General features: G+C 70.8%; 17 protein-coding genes. 8 read left to right on the forward strand and 9 right to left on the reverse strand.

Translation table 11 applies throughout. The features are described 5' to 3' along the window. Positions 1-41: 41 nt before the first annotated feature. On the reverse strand, positions 42-1,328 hold the full coding sequence (locus ACSRUE_RS20380) for a formylglycine-generating enzyme family protein (protein ID WP_441292424.1): 1,287 nt from the start codon (positions 1,326-1,328) through the stop codon (positions 42-44). Positions 1,329-1,446: 118 nt separating this feature from the next. On the opposite strand from ACSRUE_RS20380, the gene ACSRUE_RS20385 reads away from it, so the two are divergent. Next, positions 1,447-1,890 carry a DUF4351 domain-containing protein gene (locus ACSRUE_RS20385; protein ID WP_441292425.1) on the forward strand — a complete coding sequence of 148 codons (444 nt, stop codon included), beginning with the start codon at positions 1,447-1,449 and terminating at the stop codon, positions 1,888-1,890. 371 nt (positions 1,891-2,261) lie between these two features. Further along, positions 2,262-3,179, forward strand: a complete 918-nt coding sequence (locus ACSRUE_RS20390; protein ID WP_441292426.1) for a hypothetical protein — start codon at positions 2,262-2,264, stop codon at positions 3,177-3,179. Between the two features lie 249 nt (positions 3,180-3,428). On the opposite strand, the gene urtE is transcribed toward ACSRUE_RS20390, so the two are convergent. The 5 genes from urtE to urtA all read right to left on the reverse strand — a co-directional run bounded on the left by urtE (position 3,429) and on the right by urtA (position 8,501). Beyond that, complete coding sequence (gene urtE, locus ACSRUE_RS20395; protein WP_441292427.1) at positions 3,429-4,130, reverse strand: urea ABC transporter ATP-binding subunit UrtE; 702 nt, start codon at positions 4,128-4,130, stop codon at positions 3,429-3,431. 4 nt (positions 4,131-4,134) lie between these two features. Further along, positions 4,135-4,962, reverse strand: a complete 828-nt coding sequence (gene urtD, locus ACSRUE_RS20400) for an urea ABC transporter ATP-binding protein UrtD (RefSeq protein ID WP_441292428.1) — start codon at positions 4,960-4,962, stop codon at positions 4,135-4,137. A gap of 58 nt (positions 4,963-5,020) precedes the next feature. Next, positions 5,021-6,154 carry an urea ABC transporter permease subunit UrtC gene (urtC, locus tag ACSRUE_RS20405; RefSeq protein ID WP_441292429.1) on the reverse strand — a complete coding sequence of 378 codons (1,134 nt, stop codon included), beginning with the start codon at positions 6,152-6,154 and terminating at the stop codon, positions 5,021-5,023. 14 nt (positions 6,155-6,168) lie between these two features. Next, a complete protein-coding gene (urtB, locus tag ACSRUE_RS20410; RefSeq protein ID WP_441292430.1) occupies positions 6,169-7,065 on the reverse strand; it encodes an urea ABC transporter permease subunit UrtB in 897 nt (298 codons plus the stop codon). A gap of 134 nt (positions 7,066-7,199) precedes the next feature. Then, entirely contained in the window at positions 7,200-8,501 is a 1,302-nt protein-coding gene (urtA, locus tag ACSRUE_RS20415; protein WP_437765853.1) for an urea ABC transporter substrate-binding protein, read from the reverse strand. Positions 8,502-9,199: 698 nt separating this feature from the next. Between urtA and ACSRUE_RS20420 the strand changes: the two genes are divergently transcribed. Both ACSRUE_RS20420 and ACSRUE_RS20425 read left to right on the forward strand, forming a co-directional pair. Further along, positions 9,200-9,973 carry a hypothetical protein gene (locus ACSRUE_RS20420; protein ID WP_441292431.1) on the forward strand — a complete coding sequence of 258 codons (774 nt, stop codon included), beginning with the start codon at positions 9,200-9,202 and terminating at the stop codon, positions 9,971-9,973. Between the two features lie 491 nt (positions 9,974-10,464). Beyond that, on the forward strand, positions 10,465-10,995 hold the full coding sequence (locus ACSRUE_RS20425) for a hypothetical protein (protein ID WP_441292432.1): 531 nt from the start codon (positions 10,465-10,467) through the stop codon (positions 10,993-10,995). Between the two features lie 166 nt (positions 10,996-11,161). On the opposite strand, the gene ACSRUE_RS20430 is transcribed toward ACSRUE_RS20425, so the two are convergent. The 3 genes from ACSRUE_RS20430 to ACSRUE_RS20440 are packed head-to-tail and all read right to left on the reverse strand — an operon-like array spanning position 11,162 to position 15,904. Further along, positions 11,162-12,967: a hypothetical protein gene (locus ACSRUE_RS20430; RefSeq protein ID WP_441292433.1), complete on the reverse strand. Its 1,806-nt coding sequence runs from the start codon at positions 12,965-12,967 to the stop codon at positions 11,162-11,164. Between the two features lies 1 nt (position 12,968). Further along, positions 12,969-14,273, reverse strand: coding sequence for a tetratricopeptide repeat protein (locus tag ACSRUE_RS20435; protein WP_441292434.1), 1,305 nt, complete (start codon positions 14,271-14,273; stop codon positions 12,969-12,971). 5 nt (positions 14,274-14,278) lie between these two features. Next, a complete protein-coding gene (locus tag ACSRUE_RS20440; protein ID WP_441292435.1) occupies positions 14,279-15,904 on the reverse strand; it encodes a protein kinase domain-containing protein in 1,626 nt (541 codons plus the stop codon). A gap of 355 nt (positions 15,905-16,259) precedes the next feature. Here ACSRUE_RS20440 and ACSRUE_RS20445 point away from each other — a divergent pair, with 355 nt between their 5' ends. From ACSRUE_RS20445 to ACSRUE_RS20460, 4 genes are all read left to right on the forward strand, one after another. Then, entirely contained in the window at positions 16,260-16,817 is a 558-nt protein-coding gene (locus ACSRUE_RS20445; protein WP_441292436.1) for an ATP-binding cassette domain-containing protein, read from the forward strand. 43 nt (positions 16,818-16,860) lie between these two features. Then, complete coding sequence (locus ACSRUE_RS20450) at positions 16,861-19,728, forward strand: ATP-binding protein (protein ID WP_441292437.1); 2,868 nt, start codon at positions 16,861-16,863, stop codon at positions 19,726-19,728. Between the two features lie 90 nt (positions 19,729-19,818). Next, positions 19,819-20,886, forward strand: coding sequence for a response regulator (locus ACSRUE_RS20455; RefSeq protein ID WP_441292438.1), 1,068 nt, complete (start codon positions 19,819-19,821; stop codon positions 20,884-20,886). Between the two features lie 242 nt (positions 20,887-21,128). Then, complete coding sequence (locus tag ACSRUE_RS20460) at positions 21,129-23,912, forward strand: beta-propeller fold lactonase family protein (protein WP_441292439.1); 2,784 nt, start codon at positions 21,129-21,131, stop codon at positions 23,910-23,912. The last annotated feature ends 86 nt before the right edge of the window (positions 23,913-23,998 follow it).

Here is a 23,998-nt window from a genome sequence, read left to right on the forward strand (position 1 = left end):
GCTTCAAGGGAAGTGATGCGTTGAGCGAAGTTGATGCCATGTTACCGCGGTGTCCTCGCGCACCGGGCCCCGACGTCGATGGTGCGGGCCGACGGGTCGTCGTAGTTGCGGCCGGAAGAGAGCAGGGTCGACGCAACGTCGTTCCAGCCCCCGCCCCGGATCACCCGATACGAGGCCATGACCATATTGGCGCAGTCTTTGCAGTCGCCTGATGGGTACGTCTCCGCGTACCAGTCCAGAACCCACTCCCGCAGGTTCCCGGCCAGGTCCGCCTGTCCCCACCTCCCATCTCCCGGCGACCTCGACCCGACGGCCTGGATGTCGCTGGGGGCGCACGAGGCGTCAGGCCCGCAGCCATACACCGCGTGATCGGCATCGATCGCCGTCGAGTCTGCCGGTCTCGACCATGGATACACGCGCTGCCCGTCCGCGCCTCCTCCTCCCGCCGCCGCGTAGTTCCACTCCGCCTCCGTCGCCAGACGGCCCCCATCCCACGCGCAGAAAGCGAACGCCACGTACCAGCTCAGGCAGTTCATCGGCAGGTGCTCGTGATCACCCGTTGCATCCGTCCACGTCTGGTATTCTGACTCGCACATCACCGCCGCCTTCAGCGCCGCTGCGTCCACAGGCAGCTTGCTCGCCCAATCCGCATTCCACCCGCTACCCTCAATCCGCGGGTGCGCACCTGCTCCCGCCGCCGGCTTGCTCCCGGGATACGCCTCCACGAACTTCCGGAATCGACCCACCGTCACCTCGAACCGATCCAGCAAGAACCCGCTCACCGTCGCTGGATACGCTGCGTCATTGCCCCGGTTGAACGTGCCCCCGGACACCGCCTCCTCCGTCGCGCAGCAGCTCTCGTTGCTGTCAGGGCCGCACGTCTCGGCCAGTCCGACACAGCTCCGTGGCACGCACTTCCCTGCGTCGCATGCGGGCGTCGCCGCACCACACGGGTCCGCGTCCTCCCACGACCCGCGCTCTCCGCACCGCTGCGGGCGATTGTCATCCGAGCAGCGCACGTCCTCCGGACCACACTCCCCAGTGCACTTCCCGTCGACGCACGTCTGACCGACGCACCGCTGTCCGGCCAGCGTACACTCGTCCTCGCCGCCAGCTCCCCCGGCGCTTCCCACCCCGCTGCCAGCTCCCCCGGCGCCTCCCACCCCGCTGCCAGCTCCCCCGGCGCCGGCTTCGGCTCCGGTTCCGCTCCCGCCACTGCCTTCTTTCTGCACGTAATAACCGTCCTCCAGCCCCGCCGCCAGCGCACATCCGCCTGCCGTCATCGCCCACGCCGCCCACAGCCACCTCGCGCCCTTCGGCTTCTCCATGCCCAGTCCTACTGCCGCTCGGCTCCCGCTGTCCACCGACGCGCGTCCTCCCACGCGTTCCCTGCTGCGCCGCCGCACGCTCGACATGCGCCGTGCTGGGCAGCAGGCAGTGCCGAGCGTGACAGACACCGCCGAGGCGGCCCGACGCCCCGAGCGCGCCATCCTCTCCGCCCTCACGCATGGCGCTGGCGAGCTGGGCGCGAACATCGCCGCCGCCGTGCTGCCCGCCATCCGCGAGCTCGATGAGGACAGGGCCAGGTTCTACGGCGATCTCGTGCTAAATTCCCTGGACGATACGGCCCGGCGGGCCCTGGAGGCGATGGTGAAGGGCTACGAATACCAGAGCGATTTCGCCAAGAAGTACGTCGCGCAGGGGCGCGACCAGGGCCGCCTCGAAGGAGAGCGTGCCGTGCTCCTGCGGCAGCTCCGCGCTCGCTTCGGCGAGCTGCCGGAAGCCGCCGTGGTCCGCATCGAGGCGGCCGAGATCGCCGCGCTCGAGCAGTGGGCCGAGCGGGTGCTCAGCGCAACAACCCTCGCCGACGTGCTCGACGTGCCGAGCTGAGGACCGCTGCTGGGGATATCGCCCAAAGCACCCGGCACGTTTCCACTCCGTCGCAAGCGTGCTCCGGGGCAACTCAGGCCACTACCTTCCGCGGCGTGCGCTCCCTGGTTCCCGTCGAGGTGTTCCCGCTGCGCAGTGCCTTGGCTGGCTCGACGGCGTCCGCCTCCCCGAGGCCTACTGTCGCGCTGCTCCTGAGCGCTGTCGCTCCGCGGCCGCTCCGACCGAACGTGACGTGTCGCCCGCGGCGCCGGGGTCGGGGCACTCGCTCTCACGCTCTTGCGCACAGGGGTGCGAATTCATCTCTCTTTATCTGCCGTACAGATCGCTTATTTGAAGTGCTTCGCCGTCGGTGAGTTGATATCAAGACCGCCGTGGGCAAGCTTGACGGGTTCGCGAAGCTGACCTTCGCCGAGGACACCCCGCGCGTCACCGACGGCTCCGCCGCATGGCACCGGCCGCCCGAGGTGCGACTCGAGCGCGTTCAGGCCGACGGTTACCTCCTTGTGCTGCGGCCTGACGGCCTCGCTCGTCTCGCCGCGCCCTGGCCGGCGGCGTGCGAGCATGACGAGGTGCTCGTCGAGATCAAGATGGCCGGCGACCACGTCGACATCGGGGAGATCAAGCGCGCGACGCTGCGCAGGCTGGCGCGCGAGATCGAGCGCATCGAGGAGCGCGAGCCGCCCTGGATGGGCGAGGAGCCGATCTGGGTCGTCGCTCCCCACCTGCCGTCGTGGCTGCACTCCGTCCGGACGCTGGAGCGGTTCGCCCCGGGCTGTTACTGCGTCGGCCCCTCGCCGTTTCAGTTTCTCTGGATCGCGGCCAACGAGCTGCCGCTGTGCGACGAGCTGGTGCCGTTCCTGGTCGCTCGCTCGGGTCAGGCCCTCGACGAGTTCGCCCGGTGGGTGGCACCGCGGCGGGATGTGGAATGGGTGATCTCCATGCTAGAATACTTGCCGATGTCACAGTACACCCGCGAGGACTTGCTGCGGCGGTTCGCTCGCTCCGACGACCCGGAGATCGAGGCGCGCAGGCAGTGGATTCTCCAGGCCCTGCTCGCCGAGAGCCCGGAGGTCAAGGAGCAGCTCATCGAGAAGGGGATCGAGCAGGGGATCGAGAAGGGCCAGCTCACCGCAGCGCGCGCGGCGCTGCGCAAGGTTCTGGCGCGGCGTGGGCTTGCGCTCAGCGCGCTGCACGAGGCTCAGATTGACGCCTGCTCCGAGCTGGCCACGCTGGATCGATGGCTCGACCAGGCGGTGATGGCGACGAGCGCGGACGACGCGTTGGTGTAGATCTGGGGGCGCCGTGCCGTCGCGGTTCGGCGTCGCCCCCCTTCAATTCAACCGTAGGCCCAGGGAGAGGGAGTTCGCGGCGTGGCGCTGGGCGGGGGATGGGCCGATGTCCGAGCCCAATTGACGTTCTTTCTCCGGCGTGCGCAGCGCGCCGGAGAAAGAACGTCCCAGGCGAGTTCGGCGGGGCCCCCGCCCAGCGCCACGCCGCGAACTCCCTCTCCCTGGGCCGGGCCGCCCTCGAGGGGCCCCTCACACCGCCAAAAACTCCCTCGCGATCTCGTCGTCGAACTCCGCCACGCTCCCCCGCCGCACGATCCCGCCGTTATCCATGATGAAGTACTCGCTCGCCGTCGAGAGCGCGAAATCCAAGAACTGCTCGACGAGCAGTATCGCCATGTCCCCCTTCTTCCCGAGCCCCTTGATGACCTCCCCGATCTCCTGCATGATCGACGGCTGGATCCCCTCCGTCGGCTCATCCAGCAAGAGCAGCTTCGGCTTCCTCAGCAGCACCCGCGCGAGCGAGAGCTGCTGTTGCTGCCCGCCGCTCAGCGTCCCTGCCGCCCGCGCGTGAAACTTCTTGAGGATGGGGAACATCTCCATCATCTCGTCCAGCGCAGCGGGGCTCGGCGTCGGATCGCTCTTCGCCTCGAAGCCCATGAGCAGGTTCTCTCGCACCGTCAGGTAAGGGAAGATCCCTCGCCCCTGCGGCACATAGCCTATCCCCGCGCGCGCCCTGTCGCTCGGCGACCTGGCCGTGAGGTCCGCCCCGTCGAGCGTCACGCTGCCGCGCCGCGGCTTCAGCACGCCCATGATCGCCTTGAGCAACGTCGTCTTGCCGACCCCGTTGCGGCCCAGCAGGCACGACACCCGCCCCGGCGCGACGTCCAGGCTGACCTGCGACAGGATGCAGCTCTCCTCGTAATAGACCGCGAGATCCTCGACAACCAGCATGCTGCTACCGCTCCTCCGCCTGCGCCTCGGCCGGCGCCTTGGCCCCGCCCCGCGCGCGCCCCGCGTCGTGCGCCCGCCCGAGGTAGACCTCGATCACCTTCGAATTCCCCTGGACTTCCTCGACCGGCCCCTCGCACAGCCGCCTGCCGGCGTGCAGCACCGTCACCGTGCTCGCGTAGCGCCGCACGAACTCCATGTCGTGCTCCACCACCAGCACCGACCGCTGCTTCGCGATCTCCTGGACGAGCTCCCCCGTGCGGTCGCGCTCGCGCCGGGTCATCCCCGCCACCGGCTCGTCGAGCAGGAGCAGCTTCGGCTGCTGCACGAGCAGCATGCCGATCTCCAGCCATTGCCGCTCCCCGTGCGCGAGCACCGCGGCCTGCACGTCCGCGCGCCGCCGGAGCCCGACCCGATCGAGCGTCTCGGCGATCTCCCTCTCTTGCGGCGCGGACAGCCCGCGGAGCAGCCCCGGCGCGCTCTCCCGGAAGCCCATCGCCGCCTCCAGGTTCTCGAGCACCGTGAGGCTCCCGAACACCGCCGGCGTCTGGAACTTCCGCCCGATCCCGAGCCGCACCAGGGCGTGCTCCGGCAGGCGATTCACCTCCACGGACTCCTTTCCGGACTCCCCACCTCCGTGGAACACCACTCGTCCGCTCGACGGCTTCGTCTTGCCGGTCAGGATGTCGAGCAGCGTCGTCTTCCCCGCGCCGTTCGGCCCGATCAGGAACCGGAGCTCCCCGCGCTGGATGGAAAAGTCGAGCTCGTCCAGCACCTTGAAGCCGTCGAAGCTCACCGTCACCCGCTGGACCTCGACGATGTTGCCGCGGCTCATCGCGCTGCTCCTCTCCTCGTTTCCGTGGTCGCTTCCGCTCATCTCCGCGCCTCCCCCCTCAGCGACCGGTCGTCGCCGGCGCCTCTGAGCCCGCCGCCGGGTCGACCTCATCCCCGCCCGCCGGCTCCGCCGCGCCGCCCGTGTCGCGGCCCGAGAGCTTCGCGGCGTGCCGCTGCAGGAAGCCCGAGACGCCCTTCGGGAGCAGCATGACCGACGCCGCGAAGAGCGCGCCGAAGCCGAGCTGCCACACCTCGGGGTACGACTCGCTGAGCGCGCTCTTGCCCAGGCTGACCAGGATCGCCCCGACGACCGCGCCGATCAGCGTGCCGCGCCCGCCGACGGCCACCCAGGTCACCATCTCGACCGACGGGATCACGCCCATCGAGGAGGGCGAGATGAGGCCGACCTGGCAGACGAACAGCGCGCCCGCGATGCCCGCCATGCCCGCCGACAGCGCGAACACCAGCGTCTTCAGCGTGACGGGGTTGTAGCCGAGGAAGCGCACCCGGTTCTCGTCGTCCCGCATCGCCACGAGCAGGCGCCCGAAGCGCGACTGGGTGAGCTTCCGGCACAGGAGATAGAGCGCCCCGAGGCAGAAGAGCGTCACGAAATAGAGCACCGTCTGCGTCCCGGTCGCCCCCCGCGCGAAGCCGAAGATCGTCTTCAGGTTCGTGATCCCGTTCGTGCCGCCCGTCACCGCCTGCTGGCCGATGAAGAGGATCGACGCGATCAGCGTGAGCCCCTGGGTGATCAGCGAGAAATACACCCCCTGGACGCGGCTCCGGAAGACGAGATAACCCACCGCGGACGCGATCGCCATCGGCAGGAGGACGACGGCGCAGAGGGCCACGACCGGCGAGCGGAACGGCTCCCAGAAGAGCGGCAGCGCCTCGAGGCCGCTCCAGCTCATGAAATCGGGCAGGCGCGAGCCGGACGTCTCCAGCTTCAGGTACATCGCCATCGCGTAGCCGCCGAGCCCGAAGAAGAGCCCCTGCCCGAGGCTCAGCATCCCGCCGTAGCCCCAGATGAGATCGAGCCCGAGGGCGACGATGGCGTACGTGAGGAACTTGCCGAGCAGGTTCAGGCGGAAATCGGAGAGCACGAGCGGCGCGACGAGGAGCGGCAGCGCCACGGCGAGCGGCGCTCCCCAGGTCCAGACGAAATTGCGAAGGGCGGAGTCTCGGGGGGCCATGTCCATGTCCTCTCCTATCGTGTGCGCAGGGCGAGCAGGCCTGTCGGACGCCACTGCAGGAAGGCGATCACCAGCGCGAACACGAGCGCCTTGCCGAGCGACGCGGTCGTCGAGAGCTCGAGCAGCGTGTTCGCGACGCCGATCACGAGCGCGGCCACCACCGTGCCAGGCAGCCGCCCGAGGCCCCCGAGGATGACCACCATGAAGGCGTCGACGATGTAGTTCGTCCCGAGCGACGGCCCGATCGAGCCGAGCTGCGTCAGCGCGCACCCCGCGATCCCGGCGAGCCCGGCGCCGAGCGCGAACGTCGCGGCGTCGACCCGGCGCGAGCGGACGCCGAGGCACGAGGCCATCTCGCGGTTCTGCATGACCGCCCGCAGCCGCCTGCCGCCCGCGGAGCGGTGCAGGTACGTGTAGACGGCGGCGATGCACGCGATCACGAGCGCGATGAGGAATACCCGCTTGTAAGGCAGCTGCGCGCCGCCCGATAGGGCCACGCCGCCGCTCAGCCACGATGGGCTCGAGACCTGCACGTTGGACGCGCCGAACAGGCTCCGCGCGGCCTGCTGAAGCACGAGCCCGACCCCCCACGTGGCGAGCAGCGTGTCGAGCGGCCTGCCGTAGAGGAAGCGAACCATCGTGAGCTCGAGCAGGAGCCCGAGCACGCCGGCCACGAGGAACGAGGCCGGCAGCGCGAGCAGGAACCAGAGCCCGGCCTCGGTCCCCCCGACGAGCGGCGCGACGTGGTGCCCGATGACGTACGTCGTGTAGGCCCCCGCCATGATGAACTCGCCGTGGGCCATGTTGATCACGTTCATGAGCCCGAAGGAGAACGCGAGGCCCATCGAGATGAGCAGGAGGATCGAGCCCAGGCTCAGGCCGTTGAAGGCGTGGAGTAGAACTTCGTTCATTCTAGAGCACCCAACCGATCGAGACGCCGCGCACAGTGAGGTTCGAGCCGCGGAGGCGCGGAGGGCGTCCTGACGAGGCCCCGCGCCCTCCGCGGCTCCGTGATCCGGGCTTCGGGCTTCGCGCTCGCGCCCCGCTACTTCGCGGCCAGCTCCTTCGCCCAGGGATACGCGCTCAGGTACGGATCCGGCTGGACCGGCTTGCCCGAGCTCCACACCTCGTCGATGAGGCCGTCCTGCCGGACCGCGCCGATGCGGACCGTCTTCCATGTGTGCTGGTTCTTCCCGTCGAGCCGGACCAGGCCCTCGGGCGCGTTGTACTCGATGCCTCCGGCCTTCACGGCCTCCTTCACCTTGGCGACCTCGGTCGACTTCGCCTTCTCGACGGCCATCTTCCACAGGTAGACCCCGAAGTAGCCCGCCTCGATGGGGTCGTCCGTGACGCGCGTGGCGCCGTATTTGGCCTTGTACGCGTCGACGAACTTCTTGTTCTCGGGGGTGTCCGTGGTCTGGTAGTAGTTCCACGAGACGAGGTGTCCGGCGATGTTGTCGGCGCCGATGCCGCGCACCTCCTCCTCGGCGACGCTCACCGAGAGGACCGGCAGCTTGTCGGCGGTGTAACCGGCGTCCTTGAACTGCTTGAAGAACGCCACGTTGCTGTCGCCGTTCAGCGTGTTGAAGATCGCGTCGGGCTTGGCCGCGCTGATCTTGGTGATGATCGTGCTGACCTCGGTCCCGCCGAGGGGCAGGTACTCCTCGCCGGCGAGCTCGCCGCCCTTCGACGCGAGCTGCGCCTTGATGATCTTGTTGGCCGTGCGCGGAAAGACGTAGTCGGAGCCGAGCAGGTAAATGCGCTTCTTGCCCTTCTCGAGCAGGTAGTCGACCGCGGGGACGATCTGCTGGCTCGGCTCGGCGCCGGTGTAGAAGATGTTGGGCGACTGCTCCAGCCCCTCGTACTGGACCGGGTAGAAGAGCAGGCCGTTCAGCTCCTCGAACGAGGGCAGCATCGCCTTGCGGCTGGCGCTGGTCCAGCCGCCGAACACGACCGCCACGGCGTCCTGCTGCACGAGCTTCCTGGCCTTCTCGTTGAACGTGGGCCAGTCGCTGGCGCCGTCCTCGACCACGGGCACGAGCTGCTTGCCGAGCACGCCGCCCGCCTTGTTGATCTCCTCGATGGCGAGCAGCGTCGCGTCCTTCACGGCCACCTCGCTGATCGACATGGTGCCGCTCAGCGAGTGGAGCACGCCGACCTTGATGGAGCCGCTGTCCGAGGCGGGCGCCCCGGGCGCCGCCCCGGGCGCGGGAGCCTCGTCGTTCGCCTTGTCGCAGGCAGAGAGCAGGGCCGCGCCGGCGAGCGCCGCCATCGCGACGCAGAGCGCCCGCCGCCGAGAGGTGCCCGCCGCCGGCCGATCCTCAACGTCCAACCCAGACGTGTACATATTCAACGCATCCTCCTTGGGTGCCGAGGGCGCGTCCAATGCCCTGCATCGACGCGGCGCGGCGATTCGACTGCACAAGAGCCGTTGGGAGTTCGGGAGCCGGCCAGTGGAGACTCCCGGCTGGACACACCCGATGGACGCCCTGCGCAGCAGAACGCGGTCCCCGGACAAGGGCCAGCCACACGACGTCGTGGTGAAAGGCCTTATGCCGAGTGCCATGTTTCGTCGAGGTTTCGCCGACGTGAAATGTCGCCCGGCCGGCAGGCGCCGTGCATTTTCCGCGGGCCGTTTGGATTTCTGACCACAAAGCGCGGCGAGCGATCCATCGTTGTTCTCGTTCCGCTCGAGCTGTCGCCCCGGTCACGGCTCCGGTGGGATGCGCCGCACGCGAGGGCGAGGGCGAGGCGCGCGGGGCGTCGAGCGTGGGGCGCCGTTGGGCGCGCGCGCACGCGCGACCTCGCCCGGGGTCGTCACGCGCGATGTCGCTTGAGCCGACACGGTGTGGGGCGCTCTGGCCGCTGCGCGCACGAGCGCTGCGAGCTCCGGCGCTGTTGGGAGCTGTGACGAGCTGAGGCAACAGGGTGTGCACTCCAGTGCAGTAAAAAACTTGTATCAAGAGCGGTAAATGGCGAGTACACTGGTGGATGCTGTCTGCGCCCTGTGCTCGGTCGACACGGAGGGCAGACGGGGTGGAGCCTATGAGAAGCACGAATCACTTGCCCGGCGAGACGGATGGCCGATCCTCGAGCGGCGGAGCGGCGCCGGACGGCGTCGCGGCCGGGCCGCGGGACGAGAACTCGGTGGTGATCTCCCTGAGCGCGCTGCTCGCGGTGGAGAAGGACGCCTCCACCAAGAGCGGCGCGCGGGCCGATCACGGCGCGAGGAGCGCCGGGATGGAGGATGGCCACGGGTCCGCCGCAGGCGACGGAGAGCGCAGCAGCTACCTGGAGATCTTTCCGTTCGGCGTGCCTTCCGAGCTGCCGGCGTTCAGGCCGCCGGATCTCACGCCCGTGCCCTCCGAGGTCCCGATCGACCTGCGCCCGCCGCGCGCGCGGCGGGCGGCGGGCGTGCGCTACGGCATCGCGGGCGTCCTCGGGGCGGCGGTCGTCGCCGGCGCGGTGTGGCTCGGCGCCCCGCGCGAGACGCTCCGGGCGGCCGCGCAGCCCGGCGTGCGGCACGCGGCGAGCGCGGCGCTGGCGCAGCTGCCGAAGGTGGAGGCAAAGGCCGCGGCCGCGCCCGCCGAGGCGCCTCCGGCCAAGAAGAAGAAGGGCGACAAGGCGCGCGAGCGTGGGGCGAAGGCCCCGCCCGCCGCCCCCGCGGCCGGGGGCAAGGCGCCGGCGAAGCGCGCCGCGGAGAGCAGTCGACCGGCGGCCGCCGCGCCGGCGGCGAGCCCGGGCGGCGCGCGTGCGGCGGGCGACCCCTGCAAAGGCGACCTCGACTGCGCCATGCGGCGCGCCGCGGGCGGCTCGTAACACCGCCCGCGCAAGCAAAAGGGCCGAGAGCTCGCCGCCGATCCAGCGAGATCTGGATCGTTCGGGGCGCGACAGGCCACCAGCGAGCTCTGGTGGGCGCCTCCTGTCTCACCCTCGCCGTCGAGGTCGCCCGCGCGCCCAGCGCGTTCCCCTGGAGCAGGTTATCCACGCGGAGCCGCTTGATCTCCCGCGCCTGCCCTGTGCTAGGGTCTGCTCCTGTTGCACAAAACTGCTGACAACCGATCTGTCCCGGCGGATTGCGCGCACATTGTGCAGAGACATGCGTGCTCCTCGTGCGACCGCTTGGGGCGTAGAGGCGCAGCTGTAGGCACGAAGCAGATACCATCACGTAAAATTCTGGTGTAGGAACAGCGCCCGGCGCCGACGGTGGCGTTGAAGTGCACAGGAAGCGTGGTCCGGCGACGTCGCTCGACGTGTAATGCCGAGTTACGAGCCGCGCGGCGCGACCCTACTCGTCTGGAGGTGGATTCATGAAAGCTTTCGGTTTTGCAGCGATCCTGATCAGCGTGGGTATGATGGCGGCCTGTACGGTCACGAGCGGTGATGGCGACACGAGCGGCGACGGCGGCTCGGGCGCGTCGGGCTCGACCACCACGTCGTCGACCACCACGGGCGAGGGCGGATCAGGCGGGGCGGGCGGGGGCGAGGGCGGCGAGGGCGGCGGCGGGACCGGTGGGGCCAACGTTTGCGCCGAGGAGACCGGCGACGAATGCATGGATTGCTGTGTTACCGAGCACGCCGCCGAGGCGGAGGCGCTAGGCAAGCTGCAATACTGGTTCTGTGGTTGTGCGGCGGAAGCGCCGTGCGCTGCAGACTGCGACACCACGGATGCCACGAGCGATGTTTGCGGGGATGAGGCGATCAACCCGGACGTCGAGAACTCCGCCTGCGATATCTGCATCGCCCAGGCGGCGGAGGAGTGCTATATCGCGGCGGAGGCGGCCTGTGCGGACGCCGACGACTGCAAGGCGCTCATGACCTGCGGCGACGCCTGCCAGTAGTCGGTTCGGGCTCGGAGGCCCAGCCAACCGGACAGGACAGGCGAGCTCTCGCAGCACGCCTGTCCTGTTTTATCTTGTGCTCGCGCGAACGACGCGGAACGCCGCCCGGCGCGCACCGCGGTCGTGCCGCGCGCCAGAGACCCTGCCGGGCATCTCGAGGGCGGAGCTAGCGGGCCAGTCGGAGCAGCAGGATGTCGGCCGCTGTCGACTGCGCCGTGGCGCCGTCGAGGTCCACGCTGCCCTCCACGGTCCCGGCGAGCAGGACGTGGTCCACGAACGACGCGACCCCCGCCGCGGACCGGCGTCCGCCGCTGCTCCCGGCGCCCGGGCCGAGCCGCTTGCTCCAGACGTGGCGCCCCCCGGCGTCGAACCGCGCCACGACGATGTCGCTGCCGCCGCCGGCGCCGTCGAGCGGCCCCCCGCCGAGGTGGGTCGGGCCATCGACGTCGCCCGCCAGGACGAGCCCGCCGTCCGCCTCGAGCGCGAGGCGCGGCGGTCGCTCCGCGGGGTAAGCCCGGCTGAAGCGGTGCTCTCGCGCAGGCCCGAGCTCGGCCACGAACGCCGACATCCGCTCCGAGAACAGCTCGCCGCCGCCCAGATCGAGGATCCCGTCGAAGGTCCCGCTCAGCGCGATCGCGCCGTCCGGCCCGATCTCGATGTCGCCGCCGCGCTGCTGGCGGCCGTCTCCGAAGGCCAGCGACGCGACGTGCTCGCCGCCCTCGCCGAGCTTGGCCAGGAACACGTCGGTCATCCCCCTGGACAGGAGCCGGGGCGCGTCGTCGCCGAGCTGGAGCTCGCCGTCGAAGGTCCCTGTCATGAGCACGTCCCCGCGCGGGTCCACCGCCACTCCCGTCGGCTCCTGGTTCCCCGCGCCGCGGAACTCCCGCCTCCAGAGCAGCTCGCCCGACGTGTCGAGCTTGGCCACCGCCACGTCGGTCCCGACGGGGTCCATCAGCGTCGACACGACAACGAACTCGCCCCGCGCCGAGACCGCGATGTCCTGCGGCCTGCCAAGGAGCACCGCGCTCCACTGCGGCTCGCCCCAGTGGTCCAGCTTGATCACGAACCCCAGCGGGGCGTCGGCCGTGAGCCCCACGTCGTTCATCTTCCCCACGAGCTCGCCCGTGATCGCGACATTGCCCTCGAGATCCACCGCGAGCGCCTGCAGCGAGCCTCGCCCCTCGGTGACGAACCGGCGCATCCACGCCACGGTGCCGTCCGGATCGAGCCGCGCGACGAAGACGTCCTGCTCGGCGCCGGTCGCGAACTGCCCCGCGCCGAGAACGAGGGAGCCCGCGAACTCGCCGCCCAGGATCGCGGAGCCCCGGGGGCCCGCGGCGAGCGCGCGCGCCCGCTCGTGGCCCGGGCCGCCGAGGAGGGCGTCGAGCGGTCCGCCGGGGAGCACCGCGCCGCAGTCCCATGCGCCGTTGCAGTCCTCGTCGGCCGGCGTTGTGCAGTCCTCGACCCGCGGCGTGACCTCGCCGGCGCAAGCGCCCCACCGGCTGTCGAGCCCGCACGCCCGTTGTCCGGCGCGGCACGCGCCGACGCCCACGGTGCCCGGCGGCCCTCCGTAGGGGCACGGCTCGACGGTCCCGGGGGCGCAGGCGCAGACGGCGCTGCCGCCGTCGGCCGCGGGATCGTCTGGCCGGCCGCCGTCGCCGTCCGCCTCGTCGATCGCGCCGTCGCAGTCGTCGTCGGCCGCGTTGCCGCAGCGCTCCGGCGCAGGCGTGACCTCGCCCTCGCAGGGGCCGTAGCCGTCGCCGGCGGCGTTGCACCGCATGAGGCCGGTCTGGCAGGCGCCGACCCCCTTGGTCGCCGGCGGCCCGCTGTAGCAGGCGATGGTCGAGAGCGGCGCGCAGCCCTCCTCCACGAGGATGCCGTCCTCGAGCCCGAGCAGCGCGTTGCAGCCGGCGCAGCCGAGCGCCGCGAGGGTGAACCGCAGGCCGAGCCCGGCCGAGCCGCGCGCGCCCACGTCAATAACTCCCGCCCACGACGAGGGAGAACCCGCCGGGGCCGGCGGCGGCGGCCGCCGTGGCGCGGCGCGAGGGCGGGCCGGCGGCGCTGGGCGGGGCCGTCCAGAGGAGCAGGCCGGCCGCGAGCAGCGCGGCGGTGCCGGTCGAGAACGCGATCGTCGAGGCGGTGCCGGCCTTCTGCGCGTCCTCGCGCAGCGAGACCCCGACGGCGTCGCAGCGGCTCCGCGCGTCGCAGTGGCCGCGGTTCGAGGCGTCCCTGCGGGCGATCGCCTCGGCGCCGAACACGGCGCCAAGGCCGAGCCCGACGAGGCCGGCGCCGCCGGTCGCCAGCGCGATCAGGCGCTGCGCGCGCCCTGCGCCGGGGCCGCCTCCGCGCTCGTCGATGGGCGGGACGGGAGGCGCCTGCGTCCTCTGGCCCTTCGGCGCGGCGGCGAGCGCGCGCGGGGGCGGCTCTTGCGCCAGGAGGAGGGGCACGTCGATGATGACGACGCCCGCGCCGTCGGGCGGGACGACGCGCTCGACCGACCAGCGCTTCCTGCCGGGCGCCTGCGCCTCGATCGTGTGCGTCCCCGGGTCGACCGGGAGCGCCTGTCCCCACTGGGAGGGCAGGAGCAGCACGCCGTTGTGGCGGATCTCGAGCCCCGGCGCGGCGCTGCCGGGGGGCACGGCGATCGCCATCCGCGAGAGCCGCGGCTCGAGCGCGGCCGCGAGCGCGGCCGCGCGCGCGGCGCGGGGGTCTCCCGCGCTCTTCGCGATGGCCGCGGTCTCGCTGAAGACGTTCCAGGCGCCCGCGGTCCTGCCTGTGCGCACGAGGCACTCGCCGAGCCGCAGGAGGAGGTTGAGGGCGGTCGGATCGAGCGTCCGGCCCTGCTCGAGCATGGCACACGCCTCGGCGACACGGCCCGCCTCGAGCAGGCGCGTCGCGGCCTGATAGAGCGCGAGCACCTGCTCCTTGTGCCCGCCCGGCTGTCCCGGGTTGGGGCTGGGCTGTCCCAGGTTGAGCCGTCCCGGGTTGGGGCTGGGCTGTCCCGGGTTGGGCTGTCCCAGGTTGGGCTGTCCCGGGTTGGGGCTGGGCTGTCCCGGGTTGAGCCGTCCCGGGTTGGGTTTGGCCTGTCCCAGGTTGAGGTGTCCCAGGTTGGGCTGTCCCAGGTTGGGGCTCGTCTGTGCCGTGTCGGACTGCGCCGGACCGGGCTCGCCGGCCTGGCCGCTCGCCGGCGCGAGCGACAGCGACACGGCCGCGAGGGCGGCCGCGAGCCCGCGCGGGCGCGAGCAGCAGGGGATCTTCGGCAGGGCTCCTCGGGGCATGGCGATCACCACGGGCTGTCCAGCGCGCCCGCCGGCGTCGCGGCTTCAGCGCCGCTGCCGGGCGCTGCCACGAGGGACGGCGCGCCTGCCGCCACGCTCCGGGCGGGCGCCGGCGCGTCCGCCGCCGCCCGCACCGCGGCGCCGGCGGCGGGCGCCGCCGAGGACCCGGACGCGTGCGCCCCGCGCGTCGGCGCGCGCTGCGGACTCCCCGCGTTCGCCCGCGCGGGTGGCGCGGTCCTCGTGGACAGGACGGCGCCGGCTCCGCTGCGCGCGGCCGGGCGCGCGCCTCTGGCGTCGGCCAGGGGCGCGTCGCACGCGCTGGCAGCGCCGTCGTGCAGCGCACCCCCGGCCGCGTCATCGGGACCCTGGAACGACCTGGCCGCCACCGCGTTCCCCTTCGGCCCCGCGGCGAGCCCCTGCGGCACCCCCGCGAGGTGCTGCGCACCGGCGCCGTCGGCCCAGGTCAATCCCGCTGCCCGCGGCCACCCGGGCGACAGGAGGATCGCGGCCAGCGTGGCGCTCGCGGAGACGGCGCCGGCCGTGGCCGCCAGCCAGGTTCGCCTGGGGCGGCGGCCCTCGCGCCTCGTCTCGGCCGGCCCGGAGGCCGTCGTGGGCGGCCGAACGGAGGTCGCGGCCGGCCGAGCGGAGGTCGCGGCCGGCCGAGCGGCGGTCGTGGGCGGCCCATCGTCCAGCCACGTGAACGTCGGTTGGCTCCGGTGCACCCCCGTGGGCAGCGTCGCGTCGGGCGCTCCGCGAAGCGCGAACGGCGCGAGCGCGGCGGCGAGCTCGCGGGCCGAGGCCGGGCGGCGCGTCCGGTCCTTCTCGAGGCAGCGCATCACGATCTCCTCGAACCCCTCGGGCAGATCGGCGCACGCGCTCCGGAGCGGCCGGGGCGCCTTCTCCGACACGACCAGCACGAACTGCTCCAGCGTCTCCGCGCCGAACGGCAGCGTGCCGCTCACGAGCTGGTACAGCACGACCCCGAGCGCCCACAGATCCGCGCGCAGATCGATGTCCTTGGGCGTCAGCATCTGCTCTGGCGCCATGTAGCGGCGGGAGCCCATGACCGACCGCGCCGTCGTCATCTCGAGCCCGTCGTGCTCCGGCTTCGCGCTCGTGAACTTCGCGACGCCGAAGTCGAGCACCTTGAGGAGCGGCGTGCCGTCGGTCCGGTACGTCAGGAACAGGTTCGCGGGCTTGAGGTCCCGGTGCACCATCCCGAGCGCGTGCGCCTCGGTCAGGGCAACGCAGGCCTGACGGACGTACTCGGCCGCCTCGTCGATCGGCAGCCGCCCGCGGCGCTCCAGGATCGAGCGGAGATCGTTGCCCGACAGGTGCTCCATCACGATGTACGGCACCGGCAGCACCATCCCCGGCCTCGGGGCGAGCGCGCCCAGGTCGTAGATCCGCGGCACGTGCTCCGTCTTCATCCGGAACATCCCGCGCGCCTCGCGCTGGAACCGCCTCAGCAGCGCCGCGTTGCCGCAGTGCTCCGGCCGCATGAATTTGACGGCCACCAGCTCGCCCAGCGACAGGTGCCGCGCCGCGACGACGGCCCCCATCCCGCCGATGCCGAGAGGCCGCTCGACCCGGTAGCGGTCTGCGATGACCTCGCCGCAGTGCACGGGCACCACTCCCTCTTCATCGCTCACCACGCGCCCCCCCACTCCGTCGCTCTGAGATTGCAGACCGGCCAGCCACGATCTCGGACCGGATGGTTCCTTGCAGGGCCGCGCTCGACGCGCTCGCCGCAGGTCTCTGGTGAGATTCGATTCTCCGGAGAGGCGATACGTCGCGTCGTCTGTCGAATTTTCCGGCGCTCCTGTGGGCGCGTGGAGGTGCGCTTCATCTGCTGAGGGCGTTCCGACGGCGCCTCCGCCCTGCACGCGTCGTCGCGCGGGAGGCCGTGATGGGTCGCGCCGAAGGGCGCGTTGGATTGAAGTGTCCCGGTTCCTTTCTGCCGTCCTCTGCGATACATGACGTGCCGTGTCTGCGTCTCCCGCCCTGGTCTGCCGCGGCCTGATCAAGCGTTATGGGGACGTCGTGGCCGTGAACGGGCTCGACCTCGATGTGCGGCGCGGCGAGTGCTTCGGCCTGCTCGGCCCGAACGGCGCGGGCAAGACGACCACGGTGGAGATCCTCGAGGGGCTGACCCGCCCCGACGCCGGCGAGGTCGAGGTGCTGGGCGAGCGCTGGGTGGGGGACGGCATCGCGCTGCGCGCCCGGCTCGGCATCCAGCTCCAGGAGACGCGCTTCCCGGACAAGCTCCGGGTCGGCGAGGTGATCGCGCTGTTCCGCAGCTTCTGCCCGCGCGGCATCGCGCCGGAGCAGGCGCTGCGCCGCGTGGCCTTGCAGGCCTCGACCCCGCGTCGCGCCGTCAGAGAGGGCCATCGCGCGGTGCGCGAGCTCACCGGCGCACGCTGTGCGCCGATCGATCCCTCGCTCCGCGAGCATGTCAGTCAACCTGCGTCGAGGTGGCGGCGCAGTCCTCGTGCGGCTCGCATGATCCTACCGTGTGTCCATATTTTCTGTTCGAGACATTGACCTTCCAAAGTGGCGCGGTCCTGTATTCGTGTACGATGACCGCATGAATGAACGGGGGGAGCGGAGCCGCCAACGCCCTCGCACCGCGCCGAGTCTGTCCTTCTGGGTCGCGGGGCCGCTGGCTGTCGCGCTGCTCGTGTTCGTGGGTCCGGGGCTGTGGATCGCGGCGTGGGCCATCGAGGGCGCGATCCTGAAGAACGAGCTGGGCGTGCTCGCGCGGACCCATGACGAGTGGACCCGCCGCATGAACGACCGCCTGATCCAGGCGGAGGCGAGCGTCGCTCGGTACGGCCGCATGCTCACCTCGGCATTGCATGGAGTCGAGGGAGAGACCCCGCAGAAGTTCGACGCCCTCGTCGGGCCGTCGCGCGACGGCGGCATGGTGTCGCGCAACGCGGGCTTCGAGCCCAAGCGAGACGCCATCATCTGGCTGCCCGCCGGGTACCCGCTCGACGACCAGGAGAAGGTCTTTCTCCTGGAGCTGAAGCGCATGACCGAGCTGTACTCGGCGGGAGCGCCGGGCGAGCCCATGAACACCTGGCTCATCCCCAAGCGGAACGGGCTCGTGATGTACTGGCCCAGCTACACGAGCTACATCGACCAGGTCGACACGACCGTCGATTTCGTCAACTCGGAGTGGACGACGCTCGCGCTCCCGGCGAACAACCCGGAAGGAAAGCCGCGCTGGACGCCGACGAGCTACGACCCGGGGGCACGCGAGTGGATGGTGAGCGTCGTGGCGCCGTTCTTCCGCGACGGGGTGTTCGCGGGGAGCGCCGGGCACGATGTCACGGTGAACGCGGTGATGGACAGCTTCCGGGAGCTCTCGCTGTACCCGGGGACGGAGCACGCCCTCGTGAGGGGCGATGGGACGGTGCTCGTCTCGAGCGTGCACCAGGACAAGATCCACGGGAGCAAGGGCACGCTCACGGTCGAGTCCATCGGCGACGACGATCTCAAGCGCGCGTTCGAGGCGGCGAAGCGCGACGACGCCGCGGCGGCGCACGTGGTCGGCCGCACGGATCAGCGCGTGATCGTGGCGGCGCGCATCGCGGCGCCGGACTGGGTCCTGCTCACCGACGTCCCTCGCGCGGCGCTGCTCTCGTCGGTGAAGGGGCTGTACTGGGACTACTGGCTGATCGCGGCGTTCTCGATCCTGGCGCTCGTGGCGCTGCCCGTGCTCGTGATCATGCGCGTGACCTTGCCGTCGGTGCGGCAGCTCGTCACGGCGGCCGAGCGGATCCGGGGCGGTGATCTCGATCAGCGCTTCGAGGCGTCAGGCACCCGCGAGTTCGTGCACATCGGCGACGCGCTGAACGGCATGGCCCAGCAGCTCCGTGAGACGTTCGCCGCCCTGGCGAAGACGAACGAGGAGCTCGAGCAGCGCGTCGAGCAGCGCACCGCCGAGCTCAAGGAGGCCACGGTCGCCGCGGACGCGGCCAACAGGGCGAAGAGCGACTTCCTCGCCAACATGAGCCACGAGCTGCGGACACCGCTCAACGGCATCCTCGGGTACGCCCAGATCCTGAGGCGCTCGAGGAGCCTGGGCGAGCAGGATCTGCGCGGCGTCGAGGTCATCGCCGAGTCCGGCGCTCATCTGCTGACCCTCATCAACGACGTCCTCGATCTCGCGAAGATCGAGTCGCGGACGATGGAGATTCACCCCAACGATTTCCATTTCCCGTCGTTCTTGAACGCGACGGCCGAGATCTGCCGGATCCGCGCGGAGCAGAAGGGGGTCGCGTTCGTGTTCAAGCCCGGCCCCGCGCTGCCCGCGGGGGTGCGCGCCGACCAGCGGCGCCTGCGTCAGATCCTGCTCAATCTGCTCGGCAACGCCATCAAGTTCACCGAGACCGGCAGCGTCACCTTCACGGTCGTCGAGGTGCCCGGCGGGCCACAAGGCGCGCGCAAGGATCTCCCGGAGGGCGGCGCGAGCCCCGAATCGCGGACCAAGACGCACAGGATACGCTTCGAGATCGAGGACACGGGGACCGGCATCGGCGCCGAACACCTGGACCAGATATTCCTGCCCTTCAAGCAGGTCGGAGACAAGAGTCGCCACCGGGAGGGCACCGGGCTCGGGCTGGCGATCAGCCAGCGCATCGTCACGCTGATGGGCAGCTCCATCCAGGTCAGGAGCGAGCTCGGGAAGGGCAGCGTCTTCTGGATGGACCTGGCGCTCGCCGAGGCGCCCGACTGGACGGACACCGTGAGGCGCACGGAGCAGGGGCAGATCGTCGGCTACAAGGGCTCGCGACGGAGGCTCCTCGTGGTGGACGACAAGCCGGAGAACCGCGCCGTGGTCATCAGCATGCTCGCGACCCTCGGGTTCGAGCTGGCGGAGGCGAACGACGGCCAGCAGGGCCTGGACAGGACGGCGCGCGAGAGGTTCGATCTGATCATCACCGATCTCGCGATGCCCGTGCTCGACGGCTGGGAGATGATGCGCCGCATGCGAAAGGCGCCAGAGCTCGCAGGGACGGTCATCATCGCGTCGTCCGCCAGCGCGTTCATCACCGACCAGGACAAGAGCCTGAAAGCGGGCGCGGACGATTTCCTGGCCAAGCCGCTCCAGATGGATGAGCTGCTCGAGAAGCTCCAGCGACACCTCAAGCTGGAGTGGATCTACGAGCGGCAGGACGGCGCCAGCGAGGAGACGGAGCCGAGCCCCAGCTCGGGTGTGACGAGCACCCGCGATGTCGTCCTGCCCCCGGACGAGGACCTCAAGGCCTTGCGCGATCTGGCGCGCAAGGGGCTCGTCAATCACATCCAGAAATACGCGGACAAGCTCGAGCTGGGCGACCCTCGGCTCGCGCCTTTCGCCAAGCACCTGCGCGAGCTCTCCGAGGACTTCCGGCTGGAGTCGATAGAAGAGCTCGTCGGCGGGCGCATCGACGGCGGCGCCCGATGAGGGCGTCGGGTTGAGATTTGTTGTGAGCGCAGTCATCCTCATGCCGCGTCGCTGGCGCGAAGAGTGAGATCATCCGCTGGAGAGGGCAGTGTGACGAACGTGAGTGATACCGGAACGGTCCTGATCGTCGACGACGAGCCGCGAAACCTGAGGCTGCTCCGCGACAATCTCTCGGGCTGGGGGTTCGAGATCGCGGCCGCGACGAACGGCCTGCGAGCCATCCAGCTCGCGAAGGAAGTGGCGCCGGATCTCATCTTGCTGGACGTGAAGATGGAAGGGATCGACGGCTTCGAGACGTGCCGGCGGCTCAAGACGGATCCGGCCACGAGCGACATCCCTGTCATCTTCATGACGGCGAGCACGGAGATGAGCGCGGACAAGGTGAAGGGGCTGAACCTCGGCGCCGTGGACTTCCTCCTCAAGCCGTTCCAGAGCGAGGAGCTGCTCGCGCGCGTCCGGGTGCAAACGAAGCTCAGGCAGCTGATGAAGAGCCTCGCGGCGCAGGTCGAGGAGCGCGTCGCCGCCGAGGCGGCGCTGCAGAAGCTCACGCACGAGCTGGAGCGGCGCGTGGCGGCGCGGACGGCCGAGCTCGAGCGGGCCCTGGAGGAGCTCACGCAGGCTCAAGCCGCTCTCCGCGCGTCGAACGAGCAGCTGGAGACCGAGGTCGCGCGCCAGACCGAGGAGCTCCGCAGGACGAACGAGCGGCTGACGCTGGAGCTCACCGAGCGCGAGCGCGCGGAGCGGGCGCGCGCGGCGCTGCAGGAGGAGATCATCCGGGCGCAGAAGGAGAGGCTGGCGGAGCTCTCCACGCCGCTCATCCCGATCACCGAGCGGATCATGGTCATGCCGCTGATCGGGACGATCGACGCCAGCCGGGCGCAGCAGGCGCTCGAAGCGGCGCTGAGCTGCGTGCACACGAACCGGACGGACGTCGTGATCATCGACGTCACGGGCGTGACGCTCATCGACTCCGCGGTCGCGACCACGCTGATGGGCACGGCGGCGGCGCTCCGGCTGCTCGGCGCGACGACGGTGATCACCGGCCTGCGCCCCGAGCTGGCGCAAACGCTCGTCTCGCTCGAGATCGATCTCAGCACCGTGGTCACCCGGGGGACGCTCCGGAGCGGCATCGACTACGCGCTGCGACAGGTCCGCTGACGTCGTCTTGCCAGCGCGCCGGCGGGGCCGCGCGGGTGAGGCGGCACACCGTGGCGCACGGAGAATCGATATCATGACAGTCGCCCTGTGCGACGACGTGGCCCAGAACACCGCCAGCGATAGGGCCGTGATCGCGCGCCCGCTTTTTTGTTGTTAAGCGTGTTTATTTTGCATAGCGTGAAAGCATGCTGCCATCATGCTGTCTGCGCCGTTTCTTGGCTGTCAGCGTAGGTGCTACGGCCATGTCCCTCGCCGCCGCTCTCCCCGCGGCGGCCGCCACGCCGTTCACGACATTCGAATCGGGCCAGGTCCGCCCCCTGGCCCTGTCGGCGAACGGCAAGCTGCTCTTCGCGGTGAACACGCCCGACAATCGGCTGGAGATCTTCCGCGTCGAAGCCCATCGTCTGCAGCTCAAGGCGTCTGTGCCCGTGGGGCTCGAGCCGGTCGCCGTCGCTGCCCGGGGCGACGATGAAGTCTGGGTGGTGAACCACCTGTCCGATAGCGTGAGCGTGGTCGACGTTCGGAGCCCCGAAAGGGCGCGCGTCGTCCGCACGCTGCTCGTGGGCGATGAGCCGCGCGACATCGTATTCGCCGGGCCGCAGCGCTCGCGGGCCTTCATCACCACGGCCCACCGCGGGCAGAACGCCCCCTTCGATCCGCAGCTCTTGACGCCCGGCGTGGGGCGCGCGGACGTCTGGGTGTTCGACGCGAGGCGGCCCGGGACGTCGCTCGGCGGCACGCCGCTCTCCATCGTGACGCTCTTCAGCGATACGCCGCGCGCGCTCGCGGTGACGCCGGACGGCAGCCGGGTCTACGCCGCCGCCTTCCACTCGGGCAACCGCACGACCGTCATCGACGAGAGCCTCGTGCCGGACGGCGGGGAGGCGGCGGGCGGACTGCCCGGGCCCGACACCAACTTCGAGGGGGTCCCCCGGCCGGAGGTCGGGCTCATTCTCAAGTTCGACGGGGCCCACTGGGTCGACGAGCTGGGGCGCCCCTTCGACGACGCGGTGCGCCTCTCGCTGCCCGACAAGGACGTCTTCGTCATCGACGCGCTCGCCAACCCGCCGCGCCAGGTGGAGGGGCCAGGCGGCTTCTTCACGGGCGTGGGGACCGTCCTGTTCAACATGGTCGTGAACCCGGTGAACGGGAAGGTCTACGTGTCCAACACCGACGCCCGGAACGAGGAGCGCTTCGAGGGGCCGGGCATCTTCGCCGGCCACAGCGTGCGCGGCCACCTGCACGAGAGCAGGATCACCGTGCTCGGTCCTGGCGGCGTCGCCCCGAGGCACCTCAACAAGCACATCGATTACAGCAGCTGCTGCGCGCCGGTGCCGAACGACGAGAGCGAGAAGAGCCTGGCGCAACCGACGCAGATGGCCGTGACGCGCAACGGCGCGACCCTGTATGTCGCGGCGCTCGGCTCGGACAAGATCGGCGTCTTCGACACAGTGAAGCTCGAGAACGACACGTTCGTGCCCGGCGCCGCGAACCATATCCGCGTCCCTGGAGGCGGCCCGACCGGCCTCGTCCTCGATGAAGACAGGCACCGGCTCTACGTGCTCGCGCGCTTCGACAACGCGATCTCGGTCATCGACACCCGGACCCGCCGCGAGGTCGCGCACGTGCCGATGCACAACCCGGAGCCTCCGAGCGTCGTCCGTGGGCGCCGCGTCCTCTACGACGCGTCGCGGAGCTCGAGCCACGGCGACTCGTCCTGCGCGAGCTGCCATATCTTCGGCGACTTCGACAGCCTGGCGTGGGACCTCGGGAACCCGGACGGCACCGCGGTGGAGAACCCGGGACCGTTCTGTACCGATCTCTTCGGCCAGGATACGAGCTTGCACCCGATGAAGGGGCCGATGACGACCCAGAGCCTGCGCGGCATGGCGAACCATGGGCCGATGCACTGGCGCGGCGACCGCACGGGCGGCCACGATGCGCCCACGTCCCAGCCGGACAGCGGGGTGTTCGACGAGCGGGCGGCGTTCAAGAAATTCAGCGCGTCGTTCGTCGATCTGCTCGGGCGACACGAGACGATTTCGGAGGAGGAGATGGACGATTTCACGGACTTCATCCTCCAGGTCACGTATCCACCCAACCCCATCCGCGCGCTCGACGACTCGCTCACGCCCGATCAGATCGCGGGGCGCGACTTCTTCGGGGGGCCGGTGTCGAGCATCCTCGGCGCCTCGTGCATCGGGTGCCACGCCGTCGATCCCGACGCCAACCCCGACGACTTCGCGCCGGGGTTCTTCGGCAGCGACGGCGGCTCGGCCAACGCCAACGAGACCCAGCTCTTCAAGGTCCCGCACCTGCGCAATCAGTACCAGAAGGTCGGGATGTTCGGCATGGCGGAGTCGTTCGTGTTCCCGTTCGGCGGCTCCAACGCGCACATGGGCGACCAGGTCCGCGGCTTTGGCTTCCTCCACGACGGCGCCGTCGATACGCTCGTCCGCTTCAACGCGTTCTCCGATTTCGTCCAGACGCCGGAGAACCCCGGCGGCTTCCCCGTCGACCCCGAGGGGGAGCTCCTGAAGCGCCAGGTGGCGGAGTACATGCTGGCGCTGGAGTCGAACCTGAAGCCCATCGTGGGCCAGCAGATCACGCTCACGTCGTCGAACGCGGCGGTGGCCGGCCCGCGCGTCGATCTGCTCATGGCGCGCGCCGACGCCGGCGACTGCGATCTCGTGGTCAAGGGCTGGTCACAGGGGGACGAGCTGGGCTTTGTGTACCTCGGCGATGGCCGTTTCGACGCCGACCGCGCGCGCGCGCCGTGGCGGTGGGACGGTGAGCTGCGCTGGCTGGCCACGAGAGGCGGCGGCGAGCTGACCTATACCTGCGTGCCGCCCGGGTCGGGCGAGCGCATCGGCGTCGACCGCGACGGCGACGGCTTCCGCGACGGTGACGAGCGAGACGCCGGCAGCGACCCGGCCGACCCGGAGAGCGTTCCGCGACGGGGACCGCACGGCTCGCACGGGCCGCACGGGCCGCACGGGCCGCACGGGCCGCACCCGCATCACTGAGCGGAACGATCGCGCCTGCGCGCTCACCCGCCCATCGACCGGTGAGCTGCCGCGGACGGGTGCTTCCCTGACAGCAAGGCTTCCGC

The sequence above is a fragment of the Sorangium sp. KYC3313 genome, assembly GCF_052075895.1.
Classification (GTDB): domain Bacteria; phylum Myxococcota_A; class Polyangia; order Polyangiales; family Polyangiaceae; genus Sorangium; species Sorangium cellulosum_B.